This window comes from Granulicatella sp. 20925_1_28 (genome assembly GCF_041433575.1).
Lineage (GTDB): Bacteria > Bacillota > Bacilli > Lactobacillales > Aerococcaceae > Granulicatella.
The window spans coordinates 24,391-43,592 of sequence record NZ_JAPWBS010000015.1; the positions used below are offsets into that span (position 1 = coordinate 24,391).

General features: G+C 39.0%; 19 protein-coding genes, 1 tRNA gene and 1 pseudogene. 4 read left to right on the top strand and 17 right to left on the bottom strand.

Annotated features, from left to right (window positions below):
* Positions 1 to 368 precede the first annotated feature (368 nt).
* Genes O3793_RS07390 through O3793_RS07400 form a run of 3 tightly spaced genes read right to left on the bottom strand, consistent with a single transcriptional unit; the run spans position 369 to position 3,518 of the window.
* Complete coding sequence (locus O3793_RS07390; RefSeq protein ID WP_371446485.1) at positions 369 to 1,526, bottom strand: ABC transporter permease; 1,158 nt, start codon at positions 1,524 to 1,526, stop codon at positions 369 to 371.
* The gene (locus tag O3793_RS07395; RefSeq protein WP_371446487.1) at positions 1,513 to 2,577 is read right to left on the bottom strand and encodes an ABC transporter permease; all 1,065 of its coding nucleotides are present in this window, start codon (positions 2,575 to 2,577) and stop codon (positions 1,513 to 1,515) included. The genes O3793_RS07390 and O3793_RS07395 overlap by 14 nt, the downstream gene beginning before the upstream one ends.
* Positions 2,574 to 3,518, bottom strand: a complete 945-nt coding sequence (locus O3793_RS07400; protein WP_371446489.1) for an ATP-binding cassette domain-containing protein — start codon at positions 3,516 to 3,518, stop codon at positions 2,574 to 2,576. The genes O3793_RS07395 and O3793_RS07400 overlap by 4 nt, the downstream gene beginning before the upstream one ends.
* 162 nt (positions 3,519 to 3,680) lie before the next feature.
* Between O3793_RS07400 and O3793_RS07405 the strand changes: the two genes are divergently transcribed.
* Both O3793_RS07405 and O3793_RS07410 read left to right on the top strand, forming a co-directional pair.
* Positions 3,681 to 4,733 carry a sensor histidine kinase gene (locus tag O3793_RS07405; protein WP_371446491.1) on the top strand — a complete coding sequence of 351 codons (1,053 nt, stop codon included), beginning with the start codon at positions 3,681 to 3,683 and terminating at the stop codon, positions 4,731 to 4,733.
* A complete protein-coding gene (locus O3793_RS07410; protein WP_371446493.1) occupies positions 4,726 to 5,334 on the top strand; it encodes a response regulator transcription factor in 609 nt (202 codons plus the stop codon). Before O3793_RS07405 ends, O3793_RS07410 begins: the two co-directional genes overlap by 8 nt.
* Positions 5,335 to 5,457: 123 nt before the next feature.
* Here the strand turns inward: O3793_RS07410 and spxA are convergent, their stop codons facing one another.
* Complete coding sequence (spxA, locus tag O3793_RS07415; protein WP_048710902.1) at positions 5,458 to 5,856, bottom strand: transcriptional regulator SpxA; 399 nt, start codon at positions 5,854 to 5,856, stop codon at positions 5,458 to 5,460.
* A gap of 294 nt (positions 5,857 to 6,150) precedes the next feature.
* Here spxA and trpS point away from each other — a divergent pair, with 294 nt between their 5' ends.
* Complete coding sequence (gene trpS / locus O3793_RS07420; protein ID WP_371446496.1) at positions 6,151 to 7,146, top strand: tryptophan--tRNA ligase; 996 nt, start codon at positions 6,151 to 6,153, stop codon at positions 7,144 to 7,146.
* Positions 7,147 to 7,488: 342 nt separating this feature from the next.
* Here trpS and O3793_RS07425 read toward each other — a convergent pair whose 3' ends face one another.
* The 9 genes from O3793_RS07425 to O3793_RS07465 all read right to left on the bottom strand — a co-directional run bounded on the left by O3793_RS07425 (position 7,489) and on the right by O3793_RS07465 (position 16,712).
* Complete coding sequence (locus O3793_RS07425) at positions 7,489 to 8,379, bottom strand: ROK family protein (RefSeq protein ID WP_371446498.1); 891 nt, start codon at positions 8,377 to 8,379, stop codon at positions 7,489 to 7,491.
* Positions 8,380 to 8,943: 564 nt separating this feature from the next.
* The gene (gene eno, locus O3793_RS07430; RefSeq protein ID WP_048711986.1) at positions 8,944 to 10,245 is read right to left on the bottom strand and encodes a phosphopyruvate hydratase; all 1,302 of its coding nucleotides are present in this window, start codon (positions 10,243 to 10,245) and stop codon (positions 8,944 to 8,946) included.
* Between the two features lie 86 nt (positions 10,246 to 10,331).
* Positions 10,332 to 11,861, bottom strand: a complete 1,530-nt coding sequence (gpmI, locus tag O3793_RS07435) for a 2,3-bisphosphoglycerate-independent phosphoglycerate mutase (RefSeq protein WP_371446501.1) — start codon at positions 11,859 to 11,861, stop codon at positions 10,332 to 10,334.
* A complete protein-coding gene (gene tpiA, locus O3793_RS07440) occupies positions 11,861 to 12,616 on the bottom strand; it encodes a triose-phosphate isomerase (RefSeq protein WP_371446503.1) in 756 nt (251 codons plus the stop codon). Before tpiA ends, gpmI begins: the two co-directional genes overlap by 1 nt.
* A 31-nt stretch (positions 12,617 to 12,647) precedes the next feature.
* A complete protein-coding gene (pgk, locus tag O3793_RS07445; RefSeq protein ID WP_371446505.1) occupies positions 12,648 to 13,838 on the bottom strand; it encodes a phosphoglycerate kinase in 1,191 nt (396 codons plus the stop codon).
* 125 nt (positions 13,839 to 13,963) lie between these two features.
* Positions 13,964 to 14,965 carry a type I glyceraldehyde-3-phosphate dehydrogenase gene (gene gap / locus O3793_RS07450; protein WP_049554530.1) on the bottom strand — a complete coding sequence of 334 codons (1,002 nt, stop codon included), beginning with the start codon at positions 14,963 to 14,965 and terminating at the stop codon, positions 13,964 to 13,966.
* A 30-nt stretch (positions 14,966 to 14,995) separates the two neighbouring features.
* A complete protein-coding gene (locus O3793_RS07455) occupies positions 14,996 to 16,015 on the bottom strand; it encodes a sugar-binding transcriptional regulator (RefSeq protein WP_371446508.1) in 1,020 nt (339 codons plus the stop codon).
* Positions 16,016 to 16,156: 141 nt separating this feature from the next.
* Entirely contained in the window at positions 16,157 to 16,399 is a 243-nt protein-coding gene (locus O3793_RS07460; RefSeq protein ID WP_371446515.1) for a helix-turn-helix domain-containing protein, read from the bottom strand.
* Complete coding sequence (locus O3793_RS07465) at positions 16,311 to 16,712, bottom strand: hypothetical protein (RefSeq protein ID WP_285252558.1); 402 nt, start codon at positions 16,710 to 16,712, stop codon at positions 16,311 to 16,313. The genes O3793_RS07460 and O3793_RS07465 overlap by 89 nt, the downstream gene beginning before the upstream one ends.
* A 182-nt stretch (positions 16,713 to 16,894) precedes the next feature.
* Here O3793_RS07465 and O3793_RS07470 point away from each other — a divergent pair.
* Positions 16,895 to 16,966: transfer RNA gene (locus O3793_RS07470), tRNA-Arg, on the top strand.
* A 148-nt stretch (positions 16,967 to 17,114) separates the two neighbouring features.
* Here the strand turns inward: O3793_RS07470 and O3793_RS07475 are convergent.
* The 4 genes and pseudogenes from O3793_RS07475 to O3793_RS07490 all read right to left on the bottom strand — a co-directional run bounded on the left by O3793_RS07475 (position 17,115) and on the right by O3793_RS07490 (position 19,112).
* The gene (locus tag O3793_RS07475; RefSeq protein ID WP_005607146.1) at positions 17,115 to 17,309 is read right to left on the bottom strand and encodes a hypothetical protein; all 195 of its coding nucleotides are present in this window, start codon (positions 17,307 to 17,309) and stop codon (positions 17,115 to 17,117) included.
* 431 nt (positions 17,310 to 17,740) lie between these two features.
* The gene (locus tag O3793_RS07480; protein ID WP_371446511.1) at positions 17,741 to 17,920 is read right to left on the bottom strand and encodes a hypothetical protein; all 180 of its coding nucleotides are present in this window, start codon (positions 17,918 to 17,920) and stop codon (positions 17,741 to 17,743) included.
* Positions 17,921 to 18,148: 228 nt separating this feature from the next.
* A pseudogene (locus O3793_RS07485) lies at positions 18,149 to 18,517 on the bottom strand (N4-gp56 family major capsid protein); the annotation flags it as partial.
* A gap of 7 nt (positions 18,518 to 18,524) precedes the next feature.
* Complete coding sequence (locus O3793_RS07490; RefSeq protein ID WP_371446513.1) at positions 18,525 to 19,112, bottom strand: DUF4355 domain-containing protein; 588 nt, start codon at positions 19,110 to 19,112, stop codon at positions 18,525 to 18,527.
* Between the last annotated feature and the right edge of the window lie 90 nt (positions 19,113 to 19,202).

Below are 19,202 nucleotides of genomic sequence, written 5' to 3' on the forward strand. Positions count from 1 at the left end.
GATGGGGCAAATTGAACTTGCGTTCAAATATACTAAAAAAAAGATTACTGCGAATCTTTGTGGATTTGGATTATAATCGCTGTTACGAGGCACCGGCGCAAGCCTGTAGTCTTGCACCTTCGAAGCTTCAAACGCGGAGTATGGAACAAGTTCCTACTCCGCGTAATTCTTCTTCAATGCGATTCCCCGTTACTGCGATTATAAAATCCGCTAGATTCTTCGTAATCTTTTTTATTTAGTTTCGTTCAATTTGCCCCTCCAAGCTGTTTCAAAAGGTGCTAACCCACTCGTATTTCTTATTTTTGGAAGGTGAATATAATGGAAGTGGCGCAAAACGACGATACTTCTTCTCTTTTTATAAATAGGGCTTAGGCTTTGCGGAGGGTGAGGCCGAATTGTCTTGTTCGGATATGTTGGATGCTAAAGGCTAGTGCTGCATACAAGATTCCGAATAAGAGGACCATTCCAAGGTTCATGGCATAGCTTGAGAATTCTAGCGATGGGTTTTCGGTTGCAGTGATGACATAATAAACTGGGAAGAATTTCGCGATGCTAATGGCTACTGGATTCAGTATTTCGAGTGGTACGAAAATTCCTGAGATAAAGGATACCCCCATCCCCACTACCGTACTTGCTGCAGAATAACCATACGTGTTGTCCCCGATAATGACCGAGCATAGGAATGCCAGTGCATAGGCTGTAAGTGCTGACGCGAAAGTGAGCATTAATGCCTTTGGAGCACCCGCACTAATATAGAAGCTTGGTGCCACAATGGCTACGAATAGTAAGTTAATCCCAACGATTATTCCAACGACCGTTAAACCCCCAAGAAATTTTTCAATCATTACTTGGTTTACACTCTTCATACCGATAATAATTCTTTTTGCGACTTCATCATTTTCAAGCAAGGCAAAGATTAATCCAAGCAAGAAGATAAATACTGAGATATAAACGAATGGTGTATACGCAAAGTAGATTTCACCAAATTTTGCATAGTAATCGTCATCCTTAAGTGTGGCGTCTTTTGAAATGACACTCACAGTTGCTTGCTCGCTTAAAATCTTATTCATATTCTCAACGCTAAAGTTGCCTTGATTTTTCAATACAACCGCATAGCGAATATAGGAATTAACGTACTCACGAAGGACATTTCCGTTCAGTGAATTTCCAATTTCCATTTTGACAGCAGATTCCCCATTGTTGATTCTTGTATCAACATCCGATGGAATCCAAAGTGCACCATCTACATCATTTCCATAGACAGCTTCTTTCATGCTGTTATCGCTATTGGTTGTGAGTGTGACTTTATGATCTTTTTGAAGCGCGGCAATGAGCGCATTGATAATTTCGCTACTGCCATCTGATTCGTCTTTAATCAAGACTTTATATTGAGTATCTTTGAAACCTGTGACTTCGTTGTTTCCTAGCACTTGCGAAAGGCCCATTGCCATAAAGATGACTAGGAAAATAATCGCATATGATTTTAATCGATAAGCCAGTTTTAGAAAATATTTATAGACTATCATAACGTGTTCTCCTTAATCTCCATAGTGCACATCCTAGAAGTGCTAGTGTATATGCGCCGAGTAATAAATAGGTTCTACCAAGATCTGCACTGCCTACAAGGCGATTTAATTGATAAAATCCTGTAACCATTAATGCGACCGGATTAAATTGGTTAAATCCTGGCATAAAGGTGTTGGCAAATCCTTTCATTGCCGTTCCCATCATTCCAGCAAGTGCTGAAAGGACGAGGTTTGTAATTAACGCGAAGATAATTCTTCCCTGAATGGTTAGTTTTTGATTAGTTCCAATAAGAAGCCCTGCTGCAATTCCGAATACATTTCCTAGCAACATGAGAAGGAGACTTCCTGCCCAATCTGCAAATAGATTAATTTTCAATACTTGTGTCGTATAGACCAGCATGATTGCGTTTGAAGCGATATTGAGTAATAAACCAATCATAAAGCAGTTGATAATGAGTTTGCCTTTGCTAAATGGACTGCCCATAATACGTCGGCCAATCGGCGATAAGTTCCCGTTTAAGTAAGCTGCACAAACGACACCACTAAACAACGAGTACATCGCGAAACTAGCAATCGCTGTGTAAAATAACATCGTCCCTTGACTGACATCGGTTGTCTCCTGCGTCACCCAGCTCTTGTTAAAATCGATAGATGCTGCGCCTTGTCCAAGGCTTTGAACCTGTTTAATCTGTGTCGCTACATTTTTCAACACGCTTTGAGGAATCCCCATCGATTGACTAACTACCACGTCTAAGTTCTTCTCAAGAAATCCGTCTGCTTTATCCTCTGTGACAAGTGCCTTCCCTGCTTCTTCTGACTCTACATCAATAATCTCGAAGTAATCTCCGGCTTGTTCAAACACCTGGCGATATGGGTTGTCGGCTGTCATGGCAACTCGAACTGTTCCCATGTCTTGATTCATGATTCCTGAAAAGGATACGAAATAGAGTGAAATCAAGATAATTGGATATAATAACACCCAAAACGAGAATGAAAAATCTTTTAAGGCGTCTTTTGATAAATACGTAAATAGCTTTAAGAATGTCTTCATGAATCTCGAAGTCCTTTCCCTGTGTATGCAAGGAACACATCATCTAAGCTTGGCTGTTCACTGTATAAACGAACATAGCTTAAGTTCAATTCTTCTAGTATGTTTGCCACATGAAGTAAGTGATTTGTTCCTTGTTCGAAGTTGAATTTCAAATGATCTTTATGATGTTCTAATACAAGAACGTGTGGAATTTGTTTTAAGCGTGCTACTTGTTCTTCAGTTGGAATTGTTGAAAGTTCTACTTGAATGATTTCAGAAGTCGCAATAGATTTCTTCAATTCTTGCGAAGTTCCTGAAACAATGCTCTTTCCTTTATCCATAATCACGATGCGGTCACTTAATCCGTCCACTTCGTCTAAGTAGTGTGTTGTATAAATAATCGTGCTTCCTTGTTCATTCAGTTTGCGAATCCCTTCTAAGATGAATGAACGACTTTGTGTGTCTACCGCAACAGTTGGTTCATCGAAGAAAATTAAGCTTGGCTTATGCACGATACCGCAAGCGATATTTAAGCGGCGTTTCAACCCTCCACTCAATTTCTTTGGAACAAACTTGCGAAACTCTTGTAGTTCTACAAATTCGATGGCCTCTTGTACATATTGTTTTCGTTGTTTTGCATCTGAAATATAAAGTCCGCAGAAGAAATCAATATTTTCTTCGACTGTTAAATTTTCTAAATACGCTAAATCCTGTGGTACAATCCCGATTTCACGTCGTACTTTAGTGGATAACGGGAACTTATTCTCTCCTAGAACGGTTACCTCACCGCTATCAAAAGTTAAGAATCCTAACATACTATTAATCGCGGTTGTCTTCCCACATCCGTTTGGCCCAAGAAGCGCTAAAAGCTCTCCTTTACGAATTTCAATATCAAAATGATTTAATGCCATCAAGTCTTTGTAACGTTTGACTAAATTTTTTACTTGAATACTGTTTTCCATGTCCTCACCTCATTGATTGATTTTACACTCTTAGTATATCGACCACGCTTGTCACAAACTAGTGTCAAATGTCGGTAGTTGTATATGACATTTGTCATAAATAGCTAGATATTTCTCCCTATTTCGGCTAAACTGAAAGAAAGAGTCTTGGAGGTGAGAAGTGTGCGCACGTTTTTAGAGAAGTTAATGTTCTTTATTTTGATTAGTATCTATTTAATGGGACAACAAACAGAAGTCTTTACGATTTTTTTAGGTCTTTGTATTTTTATTCTTTCTCTATCTATAGAAGTGTTTGAAAATAGTTGGATTCAACGCATTTCGCTAGTAATATCTGGTGCTTTATGCATCTTCTATCCTGAAACGGGATTGTATCTTTCCATTTTCATCATGCATGCTGCCCAACTATTCGGGCTCCCAGGAGCTTTTGCTGGCATCATTCTTTTACTGCGACCAGATTTATTCACATTAATCCTTAGTGTTATCGGGACGTACGTTATTTTACGTAGTCGCTATGATAAAGAATTTCGTACGATGAGTCACCATATTCAAGACGACTTAGAGCATGAACGACTTCTACTATTGCAACGACAACAATTTAGCCAAGAAGAAACGTTGAAACAGATGGAGGTCGCAACGCTTAAGGAACGTAACCGCATCTCTCACGCCTTGCACGACCAAATCGGACATACGCTGAGTGCTTCGATTATGCAACTAGAAGCCTTGCAAATTATTACCAATGAACCCGTTGTCGAGAAGAAGCTCGAACAAGTTTCTGGTATCCTTCAAAACGGGATGGATGAAATTAGAACAACGATACATCAGCTTTACGATGACTCTTTCCTACTTTCTCAAAAAATGGACGAGATTCTTCATCCGCTTGAAGAAAAGGCGCAAGTCAATTATCAAAATACGATTTCAGATGAAATTCCAATCGGATTGAAATACGACATTCTGACCATCTGTAAAGAGATGGCAACGAACTTTATGAAGTATTCAAACGGAAATCAACTGCAATTATTTTTACTAGAACAAAACAACTACTATACGATTCAATATAAAGATAATGGGAATGAGACGAGTAACGACACCCCGGGAATGGGTCTCACGATGATGAAAGAACTGGTGGAGAAACATAAAGGGGTTATGACATTACAAACAAAAAACGGATATGACATCTTTATCCGTATCCCAAAACAGGAGGTCAACCATGATTAAAACAATTCTAGTCGATGACGACTTTCTAGTGCTTCAAGCGCTCGAGACAATTCTGTCTGTCCAAGATCATATCGAAGTGGTTGGAACAGGCAGCGATGGACATGATGCTGTCGAATTATATATCACTCATCAACCAGACTTAGTCTTGATGGATATTCGAATGGAGCCTACTACTGGAATCGAAGCGGCAGAAACGATTTTAAAAGACTTTCCTGACGCAAAGATTTTATTCCTGACGACCTTCCAAGACGACGAGTACATCACAAAGGCGCTCTCTCTTGGCTGCAGAGGATATTTATTGAAGCAACATATTAAAGGGATTCTTCCAGCAATCGATGCCGTGATGAATGGCCAAATCGTATATGACTCCACGATTGAAATGCCCGTGAAGAAGACCTTCGAGAAGAAATCGAGTGCTCATTTAAGTGAGCGTGAAAATGAACTTCTCTATCTTGTTGCAGAAGGTTTCAATAATAAAGAAATTGCCGAGAAGATGTATCTCAGTGAAGGAACGGTAAGAAACTACTTATCTGCCTTACTCGAAAAGTTAGAGTTACGAGATCGTACACAACTAGCCGTTTATTACTATAAAGAACTATAAGAAAACAAGCACCTTAAGTTGAGGTGCTTGTTTTTCGTTTATGAATATTTATTTCCAAACTTTTCCAAAAATCAGTAAATTTTGTGCACAAAAAAAGCTCTGATTTCTCAGAGCTTTTAATCTTTAAAAGTTAACTAAGCGTTGTGCCATGTCTAATTCATAAGCACGAACTTCACGTGGTAAGAAGCGACGAATTTCGTCTTCGTTGTACCCTACTTGGAATCTCTTTTCGTCCAACATAATTGGGCGTCGTAGTAATCCTGGGTTGTTTTGGATTAATGAGAATAATTGATTTAATGGAACTTCATCCAAATCAATTTTTAATTCTTGGAATGCTTTTGAACGAGTTGAGATAATCTCTTCCGTTCCGTCTTCAGTCATTCGTAGGATGTTTTTAATTTCGTCAATTGTTAATGGTTCTGAAAAAATATTTCTTTCTGTGTACGCGATGTTATGTTCTTCTAACCACGCACGAGCTTTACGGCAAGATGTGCAGCTAGGTGATGTATATAAAGTAACCATACGTCGATGTCCTCCTCTTCTAAGTCTCGGTCTTATCTACGTGTATTATTATATATGATATATAAAAAAAAATCTATATGATTTTTTGATATTTTTTAGATTTTCACAAACTTTTTTCACTTTTGATGAAAATTTAATTGTTTCATAACATTTTCACTCGCTTTCATTTCGCGATTGTTTCCATAACAGAAATTTTCTGAATTCACAAACGTTGAAAACAGTTGTAACTATTTTTTCATGAAAATCCTTTTAAAATAAGGTATAATAGAACTAACAAGTTTAAGGAGCATTTATATGTCTAAAAAAAGAATTTTCTCAGGCGTACAGCCTTCAGCCGTCCCAACTATCGGGAACTATATTGGAGCGATGAAAAACTTCGTTGCTTTACAAGATGAGTACGATTGTACTTACTGTATCGTAAACCAACATGCGATTACCGTTCCACAAGATCCAAAAAAATTAAAAGAACAAACACGTTCTCTCGCAGCACTTTACCTTGCGATTGGTCTTGACCCTGAAAAGTCAACGATCTTCGTACAATCAGAAGTTCCTGCACATGCCCAAGCTGCATGGATTGTTCAATGTAATGTCGGCGTTGGTGAATTAGAACGTATGACACAATACAAAGATAAATCTCAAAAACAACAATCTGTTTCAGCAGGTTTATTAACATACCCTCCTCTAATGGTAGCCGATATCGTTTTATATAACGCTGAAGTGGTTCCTGTTGGAGAAGACCAAAAACAACATATGGAATTAACTCGTGACTTCGTTGAACGCTTCAACAGTCGCTACGGAAATGGCAACCAACTACTTGTAATGCCTGAACCATTTATTCCAAAAGCTGGCGCACGTGTTATGAGCTTACAAACACCAACAAAGAAAATGAGTAAATCAGATGCCAACGTGAAAGAATACATCAGCATGCTTGACGAGCCTTCTGTGATTCGTAAGAAAATCAAGAGCGCTGTGACAGATTCTAGCGGTGTGATTGAATTCGATCCAGCTGAAAAACCTGGCGTATCGAACCTATTAACAATCTTCTCTGCTTTCTCTGGCGAAAGTATTGAATCACTCGTAGAACGCTTCAAAGGTGTTGGTTATGGCCAATTCAAAGAAGAATTAGCTGACGCGATTATCGCTGTGATGGAACCAATTCAAGAACGTTATTATGAGTTATTAAAATCTGATAAGTTAGATGAGATTCTTGATGAGGGTGCTAAGAAAGCAAATGCAGTGGCAAGTAAGACGCTACGCAAGATGGAGAAAGCGGTTGGCTTAGTGAGATAAACTATTTTTAATTGATGAGATCCATTCATTTAGAATGGGTCTTTTTTGATTATCAGAAAAACATCAGTTTTATATTGAAAGAGTCATAGTGGGACACCGGTTCGAGCCTTTCGTCTCTCCCCTTTGAAGCTTCCAAGGTGGAGTAAGGATTTCATTCCTAACTCTACCTAATTCACATTCAATGTGATTCCCCGCTATTCTTTCAATAAACTGATGTTTTTTCTGATAATCAACAACCCATCTATAAGGTGAATCGCTAAAAATTGTTTATCTCCCATCGCTGAAGGGAAAAGGTGCAAAAATAAAAAACGCTAGGACAATCCTAGCATTTTCTATCGTTTGCTATTCTATTACGAGCAGGCCGGCACCGATGATTCCATTATCCCCCTTAATGGTTGATGCTTGGATATGCTCTAGAATATGTTTTTGTTCGTGATGAAGGAGTTCTGCTAACTCTTCTTTCACGAGTTCTATAAAGTCTGGGTTGTAGTTTGAAACACTACCTCCGAACACAATGGTTTTTGGATCTAGTAAGCAGACCATTCCATGAAGAACACTTGCTAATCCCATAGCTGTTTCTTCGATGATACGGCAAGCCGCTTCCTCACCATTGCGCCATTTATCAAAGACGTCTTTCGTTGTTAATGTCTCGTCTTCGTAAATTTCGCGTCCTGTACGCTCGATTCCGACACCCGAACAAGCCACTTCTAACGCTTCGAGACATTCAAAGTAAGGCACTTTGACAAACCCAATTTCGCCTGAGAAACCTTCCCCGCGTAAGATTGTATTATTGACGATGTTGGTGGCTGCGATTCCTGTTGATACCGTTACGTATCCAAACATGTCTGTAGGTTTTAGATTGAGTAATCGATATTCCGCATAAGCCGCTACTTTAACGTCATTATCGATTTTCACCGGTATGTCTCCGTACGTTTCCTTCAATCTTTCTACAATTGGAAAATTAGCCCAAGGTATATTGTTTTGGAAAATCGCTACCCCGTTTTCCACATCTACCTTCCCTGGTAATCCAACACCAATCCCATACGTATCTTGAATGCGTAAATCATTATCATTGAGCACTTTATCCACCAGTTGGACCACACCCTGATACAAACTTTCGGCACTCGCTGTTTGGCTTGGGCTTTGTGAACGACTAACGATCTCCCCATTCTCGTTAATCAACGCAACCGCTACCTTCGTTCCCCCAATATCAATACCAACCGCGACTTTCATCAAAATCCCTCCGTTCATTATGATTTCGCTTTCATAATTAGTTTACACCGAAAATCGCTTCCTGGCTTTCCCTATCTTGTTCTATACTATAACTATTTTGCTCTCTTTTCCTAACCACCTCTCTTTCTCTTCACTCCTCTCCCCCTTCATTAGCAAAAATTTGGTTGTTCAATCATTAAGGATAAGAAACAGCGCTTGTTTTAGAGAAATTAATGATGACGACACAGTGAAAAATGATAACCGAAGATAGCCGTTATAGTGGAATGAGTGATGGGGAATGGCATCGAATGTGAATTAGAGGGAGTTGCGAATGGTTTCGCTACTCCCTCTTTGAAGCTTCGAAGACCGAGAGACCTAAGGCTCGAGGCGGTGCCCCATCACAAACTCCACTATATTCAAACGGCTATCAATCAGGTTATCATTTTTCAAACCACATCATTAAATAGTAACTCTATATAAAACAAGTGCTGTTTCTTATCCCTTCAACCTTCGGTTGAAAATCATCAATTTTTGCACAAAAAAGGAGGGGAAGCAAATCTGCTTCTCCTCCCTAATTCCTAGGAATTATTTGTTTTTCAAGTTGTAGAACGCTGATAGACCTTGGTAAACAGCTAAGTCACCTAATTGATCTTCGATACGTAATAATTGGTTGTATTTAGCAATACGGTCTGTACGGCTTAATGAACCAGTCTTGATTTGTCCAGCGTTTGTTGCAACTGCGATGTCAGCAATTGTAGCATCTTCAGTTTCACCAGAACGGTGTGAAACAACTGCAGTGTAACCAGCTTTTTGAGCCATTTCGATTGCGTTGAATGTTTCAGTTAAAGTACCGATTTGGTTAACTTTGATTAAGATTGAGTTTGCAATACCTTGTTCGATACCACGAGATAAGATTTCTGTGTTAGTTACGAATAAGTCGTCACCAACTAATTGAACTTTACCGCCTAAGCGTTCAGTTAATAATTTCCATCCATCCCAGTCGTTTTCGTCACAGCCATCTTCGATTGTGATGATTGGGTATTTTTCAACTAATTCTGCTAAGTATTCAACTTGTTCAGCTGGAGTACGTTTAGCACCTTTTTCACCTTCGAAGATTGTGTAGTCATATACGCCATCTTTGAAGAATTCAGATGAAGCACAGTCAAATCCTAAGTAAACATCTTTACCAGGTTCTAGACCTACTTTTCTGATTGCTGCTAAGATTGTTTCTACAGCATCTTCAGTTCCTTCGAATGTTGGAGCGAAACCACCTTCGTCACCTACTGCAGTTACTAAACCGCGGTCGTGTAAGATACCTTTCAATGCGTGGAATACTTCAGCACCCCAACGTAAAGCTTCTTTGAATGAAGGAGCACCAACAGGTAAGATCATGAACTCTTGGAATGCGATTGGAGCATCTGAGTGAGATCCACCGTTAACGATGTTCATCATTGGTGTTGGTAATACTTTAGTGTTGAATCCGCCTAAGTATTGGTATAAAGGTTGATCTAAGTAGTCAGCAGCTGCGCGTGCTACAGCGATAGATACGCCTAAGATTGCGTTAGCTCCTAATTTACCTTTGTTTGGAGTACCATCTAATTCGATCATTAATTTGTCGATCGCCATTTGCTCACGAACATCATAACCTAAGATAGCTTCAGCGATAATGTTGTTAACATTGTCAACTGCTTTTTGAACTCCTTTTCCTGAGTAACGAGATTTGTCGCCGTCACGTAATTCAACTGCTTCGTATTCACCAGTTGAAGCTCCTGAAGGAACCATACCGCGTCCGAACGCTCCGCTTTCTGTGTAAACTTCAACTTCGATAGTTGGGTTCCCACGTGAGTCTAGTACTTCTCTTGCTAATACATCTGTAATAAATGGCATGATTTATTAACTCCTTTAATATTTATTTTGTACGTTATTATTTTAATCGAAAATCATCAGAGTTTCAACCTTTGGAAAGGGATTCTTTATTTTTCGATTAATGATTCACCAGTCATTTCTTCTGGTTTTTCAACATTTAGTAAATCAAGCATCGTTGGAGCAACGTCTGCTAAACGTCCACCCTCGCGTAATGTTACACCTTTCTTCGTAACAATCACTGGTACTGGCACTGTTGTATGTGCAGTATGTGGTGTTCCTTCTGGTGTAATCATTGTTTCTGAGTTACCGTGGTCAGCAAAGATAATTGCGCTACCGCCTTTTTCAAGGATGGCGTCGACAACTTTACCTAAGTTTTCGTCCACTGCTTCAATCGCTTTGATTGTTGGTTCTAACATTCCTGAGTGTCCAACCATGTCTGGGTTTGCGAAGTTTAAGATGATGGCATCATTTTCATCATTGATGATTGAGTTGTATAATGCATCTCCTACTTCGTAAGCACTCATTTCTGGTTTCAAGTCGTAAGTTGCAACCTTTGGAGAAGGAATTAAAATACGGTTTTCGCCAGGGAATTCTTCGTTACGTCCACCATTCATGAAGAATGTTACGTGTGGATATTTTTCAGTTTCGGCAATACGTAATTGTGCAAGGCCTGCTTTAGATAACACTTCACCAAGAACGTTTGTCATTGGGATTGGTGGGAATGCAACTTCTGCATCCACGCTTGGGTTATATAAAGTCATTGTCACAAATTTAACGTTTGTAGCACGTGCACCACGGTCAAAGCTTGTCCACTCTTTATCTGTGAACGCATTTGATAATTGGATTGCACGGTCAGGACGGAAGTTGAAGAAGATGATTGCATCGTTGTCTTCTACTTTTGCCACTGGTTTGCCATCTTTAACGATTACTGATGGAATTACGAATTCGTCTGTAACGTCTTTAGCATAGCTATCTTCGATAACAGCTTGTGCGCTTTCGAATTGAGGGCCTTCGCTATGAGCGATTGCATCATAAGCTAATTTCACACGTTCCCAACGTTTGTCACGGTCCATTGCATAGTAACGACCTGACACTGTTGCGATTTCTCCAACGCCTACTTCAGCTAATTTGTCTTCTAAAGTTTTGATGTAAGAAGGACCAGCTTTAGGGTCTACGTCACGTCCATCCATGAATGCATGAATGTACACTTTGTCGATTCCTTTTGCTTTAGCTGTTTCCACTAATGCTAATAAATGGTTGATGTGGCTGTGTACTCCACCATCAGATAATAATCCGAATAAGTGTAATGCAGAGCCATTTTCTTTTACGTGGTTAAATGCACCGTTTAATGCTGGGTTTGATTCGAATTCACCATCTAAAATCGCTTTATCGATACGAGTTAAGCTTTGGTAAACGATACGTCCAGCACCGATGTTTGTATGACCTACTTCTGAGTTCCCCATTTGGCCATCTGGTAGACCTACATCTAATCCAGAAGCTTTTAATGTTGTATGAGGGAATTCGTTATAATAACGATCAAAATTTGGTTTTTTTGCTTGTGCAACAGCATTACCTTCAACTTCTGGTCTCCATCCGAAACCATCTAAGATAATGATTGCAACTGGTGATTTTGCCATTATTTTACTGCCTCCAATAAAGCTAAGAATGAATCTGGTTGTAAGCTTGCTCCACCTACAAGAGCTCCGTCCACATCTGGACAAGCCATGTATTCAGCAATGTTTTCTGGTTTTACAGATCCACCGTATTGAACGCGAACTTTGTCAGCAACTTCTTGACCGAAGTCAGCTGCTACAACGTCACGAACAACTTTACACATTTTTTGAGCGTCATCTTGAGATGCTGATTTACCAGTTCCGATAGCCCAGATTGGTTCATAAGCAATCACTAATGATGATACTTGCTCGTTTGATAAACCTTTCAATGCTGCAGAAACTTGTCCGCCTACGAATTCAGAAGCTTTTCCTGCTTCGTAAGTTTCTAAAGTTTCACCACAACAAATGATTGGTGTTAAGCCGTTTCTGAAAATAGCATGTGCTTTTTTGTTGATATCTTCGTCAGTTTCGTGGAAATATTCACGACGTTCTGAGTGGCCGATAACTACGTAGTGCACGCCCATTTCAGCTAAAACTTTAGGTGAAGTTTCACCAGTGAAAGCACCAGCATCTTCAAAGTAGCAGTTTTCAGCAGCTACTTTTAATTCTGATCCTTTCGCATATTCTAATAAAGTTACTAAGTTAACTGCAGGAGCAGCAATAGCACTTTCTACGCATTCGCCTGAAGGTAATTTACCAACAACAGCTTCCACAAAAGCTTGAGTTTCTTTTGGGTTTTTGTTCATTTTCCAGTTTCCGGCAATAATTGGTTTACGCATATACACAACATCTCCTTTTAAATGTTTAAAATTATTTATCACTGATAGCAGCAACACCTGGTAGTTCTTTACCTTCTAGATATTCTAGAGAAGCTCCACCACCTGTTGAAATGTGAGTGAATTTGTCAGCGTAGCCTAGTGAGATTGCAGCAGCAGCTGAGTCCCCACCACCGATGATTGTAGTTGCGCCTTCTAGGTTAGCGATAGCTTCACATACACCGATAGTTCCTTTAGCAAAGTTTGGTAATTCGAATACACCCATTGGTCCATTCCATACAACAGTTTTTGCATCTTTTAAGTAGCTTGCAAATAATTCAACTGTCTTAGGTCCGATATCTAAACCTTCTTGGTCTGCTGGGATAGCATCTGAATCAACGATTGTAGCTACAGCATCGTTAGAGAATTCTTTAGCAACAACGTTATCGATTGGTAATACTAATTTGTCGCCAGCTTTTTCCATAATTTCTTTCGCTAATTCAACGCGGTCTAATTCTAATAATGAAAGACCAACTTCACGTCCCATTGCTTTGAAGAACGTGTAAGCCATTCCTCCACCGATAAGAACTTTATCAGCTTTGTCTAATAAGCTGTTGATAACACCAATCTTATCTGAAACTTTCGCTCCCCCTAAGATTGCCACGAATGGACGTTCTGGGTTATCTACTGCACCACCGATGAACTTGATTTCTTTTTCCATCAAGAATCCAGCAGCTGATTCTAATTGGCTAGCAATACCAACGTTTGAAGCATGCGCACGGTGAGCTGTACCGAATGCATCGTTAACGAATAAGTCGCCTAAAGAAGCCCAATATTTACCTAATTCAGGGTCGTTTTTAGATTCTTTCTTACCATCTAAATCTTCGAAACGAGTATTTTCGAATAATAAAACATCGCCTTCGTTAAGTGCATTAATAGCAGCTTCTAACTTTTCTCCACGAGTTTCTGGAACGAAAGTCACTGGTTTTTCTAACAACTCAGATAAACGTTCTGCAACTGGACGTAAGCTCAATTTAGCTTTGTCTTCTTCAGATTTCACTTTACCTAAGTGAGAGAATAAGATCACTTTAGCGTTGTGATCGATTAAGTATTTGATTGTTGGCAATGCTTGAACGATACGGTTATCGTCTGTAATCACGCCATCTTTCAAAGGAACGTTAAAGTCCACACGAACTAAAACTTTCTTTCCTTCAACTTGTAAGTCTGTAACGATTTTTTTAGCCATAAAATAGCCTCCTACATTTTTATTTGGAGCGAGTGCATTACTCACATTATGAAAACAGGGCGAGGAAGCGAATGCTTCCATCGCCCTGAGAAAATAGATACGATTAGCTAAATCTATAGTTTAAATTATAGTTTTGCGAAGTATTGTAAAGTACGAACTAATTGTGCAGTGTATGACATTTCGTTATCGTACCAAGCAACAGTTTTAACTAATTGTTTGTCGCCTACAGTCATTACTTTAGTTTGAGTTGCATCGAATAATGAACCATAAGTGATACCTACGATATCAGAAGATACGATTGGATCTTCAGTGTATCCGTAAGATTCGTTAGCTAATTCTTTCATAGCTGCGTTGATTTCTTCAGCAGTAACTGGTTTTTCTAAAACTGTTACTAATTCAGTTAATGAACCTGTTGGAACAGGAACACGTTGTGCAGCTCCGTCTAATTTTCCGTTTAATTCTGGGATTACTAATCCGATAGCTTTAGCAGCACCAGTTGTGTTAGGAACGATGTTAACTGCTGCAGCGCGAGCACGACGTAAGTCACCTTTAGCGTGAGGTGCGTCTAATGTGTTTTGGTCACCTGTGTAACCGTGGATTGTTGTCATTAAACCTTCAACGATACCGAATTTATCGTTTAATGCTTTAGCCATTGGAGCTAAGCAGTTTGTAGTACATGAAGCACCAGAGATAACAGTTTCTTTACCTGTTAAAATGTTGTGGTTTGTGTTGAATACAACTGTAGGAACGTCATTTCCACCAGGAGCAGAGATAACAACGCGTTTAGCGCCACCTTTTAAGTGTAATTCAGCTTTTTCTTTAGAAGTGAAGAAACCAGTACATTCTAATACGATATCAACGCCTAGTTCACCCCATGGTAATTCTTCAGGATTACGGTTAGCAAGTACTTTAACTTCTTTACCGTTAACGCGGAAAGCTCCATCTAACACTTCAACTTCACCGTTGAAACGTCCTTGAGTTGAATCATATTTTAACAAGTGAGCTAATTGCTTAGCGTCTGTTAAGTCATTGATTGCAACAACTTCTAATCCTTCCACATCTTGAATACGACGGAATGCTAAACGACCGATACGTCCGAAACCGTTAATACCAACTTTAACTGTCATATAGTTTTTCCTCCTAGGAATTTTTTATTTTTATTTTTTGCGGGTTGCCCCGTTCAAAACCAACTCTGATGTCTCCTTGTCAATCACAAACCAAGTGCGATCCACTGGAGCTAATTTGGCATATGCTTTTAAAGCATGTGCCTTCTCTGCGCCTTCCACAACGGCAATTGAATGTGGAATCGTAGATAAATCACTAAGATGCAGCCCTACTCGTGGGATTTTTAATACCACATTTCCTTCTGCATCGAAGAAACAACCGAACGCTTCGCCAATTGCTTTCTTCTCTTTTAGCGTAGCCATTTGTTCTTCAGTTAGGCCACGTCTCTCTCCCATTATAATAGCACTTCCAACGCTATATAACAAACACTCCGCCTTTTTCATGAGACCTATCGTCTTTGCGACTGAAGGTTCTTGCATTAGCGGTGCATATGTCGCCTGTTGGACATGTTCTGGAACAAAGAGCGCTTCATGATGGGCGCCAATTCCCGTCGCCATTTTCTCACTGACATTATTTGCCTGAATCAGCATCGACCCAAACATTCCTCCTCTTGCAGGAACAATCGTAAGGTCTCGGTTCACTGAAATCTCTTTCGTGAACCCTTCGCTGACACGGACCATCGTTTGGCCCCCAGTGATGGCGATAATGGAAGTTCCAAGCGGTAAAAGAATATCCATAATCTCTTGAACCAACTTAGATGTTTTTGTCGGATTCTCAACTACTTTCACATATTGAACTCCGAGTGCTTTTGCCACTTCATGTTCAACCAGACTCATCTGGATAAAGTTGTTTTTTAAATCATCCGAACGTTCTAATATAAATTCACCAACTTCTGTGAGTCTCATCCCCGCACCTTGTACTTCAATGAGGTCTAATGCTTTCATATCCTCACATTCTTTACGAAGTGTGCGTTCGGACATCTGAACCACTTTTGCAAGAGCTCTTCGTCCAATCGGTTGATACGTTGCGATGGCTTGTAAAATACGGAATCGCGTTTGAAGGGCGACTCTGCTTTCTGGAACCAATAGATGAGATAGATTAAGATAATTCATCGAAACCTTCCTCCAATCATCTCCAGATAGGGTCGTAATTCGTCCCGCTTGTTTTCAGTATCTTTGAATCCATATTTCTGAACACATTTATATTTTAACATAAAACAGCAGAAATGCAACCGTGCTCAGATTATAAATTGGTTAAGATTTACGAATTATAGGGACCCATTCCGTCCCTGTTAGCTTACTAGCCTTTTCACGGCAAGTTTCTCCATCATCCATCACAAAAGAAATTTCTACATGAGCTCCAACTTTTTGAGCTATCTTTTCCAAATATAGAATTGAAGGATTATGGTTACCTGTAACCAACCTTGAAAGATGTCCCGGCTTTATCCCAACCTTTTCTGCAAACTCGGTACGTGAGAGTCCGGAAATCAGTCTCAACTCTGTAAACCTTAATCCTACCTCCCTTAACACGAGCTCTGTATCGATGTCCTTTTCTAAGTTTTCGTATTGGGATTCCAAGTCTATAATAAATTTCTTCAGATTCTGATCCATTTTTTATTGCCTCCTCTTTAGTGCTCACAATTGGAATTGACAATTGAGTCTTTGATTTGTTCCCCCACATTTCAAGAATTGCTGGAGAAAACCCCTCTTTATCTAGCAACTTTAATACAGCAAGGATTTTTACCTTCTCCCTATATGGCTTCATCTTTACCAATTCAAAATACTCTGAACTAATTTCAAATTCTCCCATAATTTTCCCTCCCACTTAAACATTACCATATTTGGTAATTACCATATATGGTAATGTTGCTCTCTTCTTATACTTTTTTGCTCTCTTTTAAAAATAAACGAGTTAAACGATTTCTCCTTTATACTCTGACCTTTTCCAAAACTTGCACAGTTTTCTAAAATTAGATACACTTAGGAAAGAATGTCGCCTTAGTGTAGTGGATATCACATGAGATTCCGGTTCTCATAACAGGGGTTCGACTCCCCTAGGCGACGTTTTTTAACGTTTCATGACGTTTCCTATCGTTGCAAAACGTTGTGAAATCAATATTTACGTTTCATACCAAACCGAACAATAGTATAAAATTGAGTACAAAAAGAGTACAAATAAAGCGAGCTATTACTAGCCCGCTTTTTTTAGTCTTCAATTGTCCTGTTTTTGAAGCTGATCAGCATACTCGGTTAACAAGCATCCTGTTTTTATAGTCAGATTTTCGATTTTACGCTCACCTCTGACTAGTCTTCCTAAAATAGATAAATTCACTCCAGTATCTTTATTAATTCGATATTGAGTGACATTACTAAGGAGCCATTCAATTTTATCCGTATCTACTTTCATATAATCACCTACTTAAATATAAACCATACTATTAAGCCAATAAAGATAAGCCATGCGACAAATGCTTTCCAGTCAAATGCGTGTTTAGTTATTTTGAAATTCACTTTCATTTTCTATTACTATATGATACAATTTTGGTAAAGGAGTGAGGCTATTCGCCCCACTCGATTTCCCACTCGATTGTGAAGAATACTAAGTTGATTTTAAGCGTTACTTTTGTTTTCTTCTTTTTGAGTGGTTTTTTCTTTACCTTTTTTGATCTCATATTTTTCTCCTTTCTTTATTGTTAAGGGTATCTCCCTTACAATTTATAGAATAGCACTTTTGTGCTATATTGTCAACACTTTTAAAAAAATAAACGGTTAGGTTTCTATTTTTAAAGTTTTTGAGCACTAAAAAAGCACTTAGATTTCTCTAGGTGCTTTTGATTGTTAATAAGCAAATTCAAGTTTTGGTTTTATATCTTGATAAAGTTTTAAAATTTCAGGAGGAGTATCTTCACGGAAGATAAACTGTTTCTTTCCTGAAATAGTTTTATCGCCAACAATCCAGTGGCGGATTTGTTTTGTAAAAATCAAAACTTCTTTACCAGGCATAGCCATTACTTCCATGATAGAACCTCCTTGACTTTATTTAACAGATTTGTGTCTGTAACCTTATCTCCCAATACCCCGACTTCAGCAACCAGCTCATTGATGTTATTGTTGTAAAATGCAATAGCTGCATTATCGCTAATGCTATAAAGATAATTATAGTCATGTTTCAATTGTTCCTTGACATACGATACTAATGGGGAATTCAATTCAGACATTGCTTGTTCGACACTATTATACCGCTTCAACTAAGTCATTGTCTACTTTATTCGCAATAGCTAAAGCGATTTGATGAGTAGCTTGACCGATTGGGTCTCCGTAACCAGAAAGAACCGCCTCGTCTGTTAATTCAATACCTTTACCCGCTTTTTTAATAGTCATTGTAGACTTATCAGTAGTTAATTGGTCAGGGGTGATTGCTTCGCCTTCCGCAATATCTTTAGCGTCTCCAGAGTATACCCACTTTGGAACTGTAACAGTGTTTCCTGGTTGTCCAACAAGCTCACGCTCAACGTAAGCAAGCGGTGTAAATTTAATCATTTTTGGTAATTTAGCTGAAACCATGTCAGCCATAACTTCAGGGTTTACTAATTGTTCAATTTTAGTTTGTGTCATTTATCTATTATCCTTTCAATTTATGGTATAGTTCGGGGTTATTTTGCAGTAATTCATTTCTACTTTGATACCCCATTTTGTTGAATTGTTCTTTGGTAATCTCACCAGCCGAAGTGTCTTCCATCTTCTTCGGTGTCTTACCTTTTAGTTTCTCACCGACTTTCTTATCGGCTAAGTCATTCACCAAGGCTACAAAGCTCTCTACAGCCTCTTGCGTTTTCTCTGCGGTATCTTTGACAACAAGACCTAGGATTTTATCATCTACAACAATACCGCCCCCAGAAAGCATTTTTGAGGCTTCTCGCTCTAGTCCACTACGATTGATTTTAGCTTCAAGTTCAGCAATGTATGCTCTTTGTTTTTCTTGTTCATACTCTGCTTTTTGGCTTTCGTTCATCGCACGTAGCTTTTCGGCTTCATCAAGTTTTTCTTGCATTCGTTTATCGAATGACTTTTCTTGCTTAGCTAAGCGTTTTTTGATTAGCTCATCAACTTCGCTTTGCGTGAATGTTTTCGGTGCATCTTCAACCGTTTCAGAATTGTCGACTGTTTCCTTTTCGATTTCCAATACATCTTCTTTTACTTCTTCTGCCATTTCAGGCCCTCCTTTTTAAGTCCGAGTGGACTGATATCCTTGGCTTTTAACGTCGTCAAAGTTCGGACAATAAAAAAACCGTACGGGATT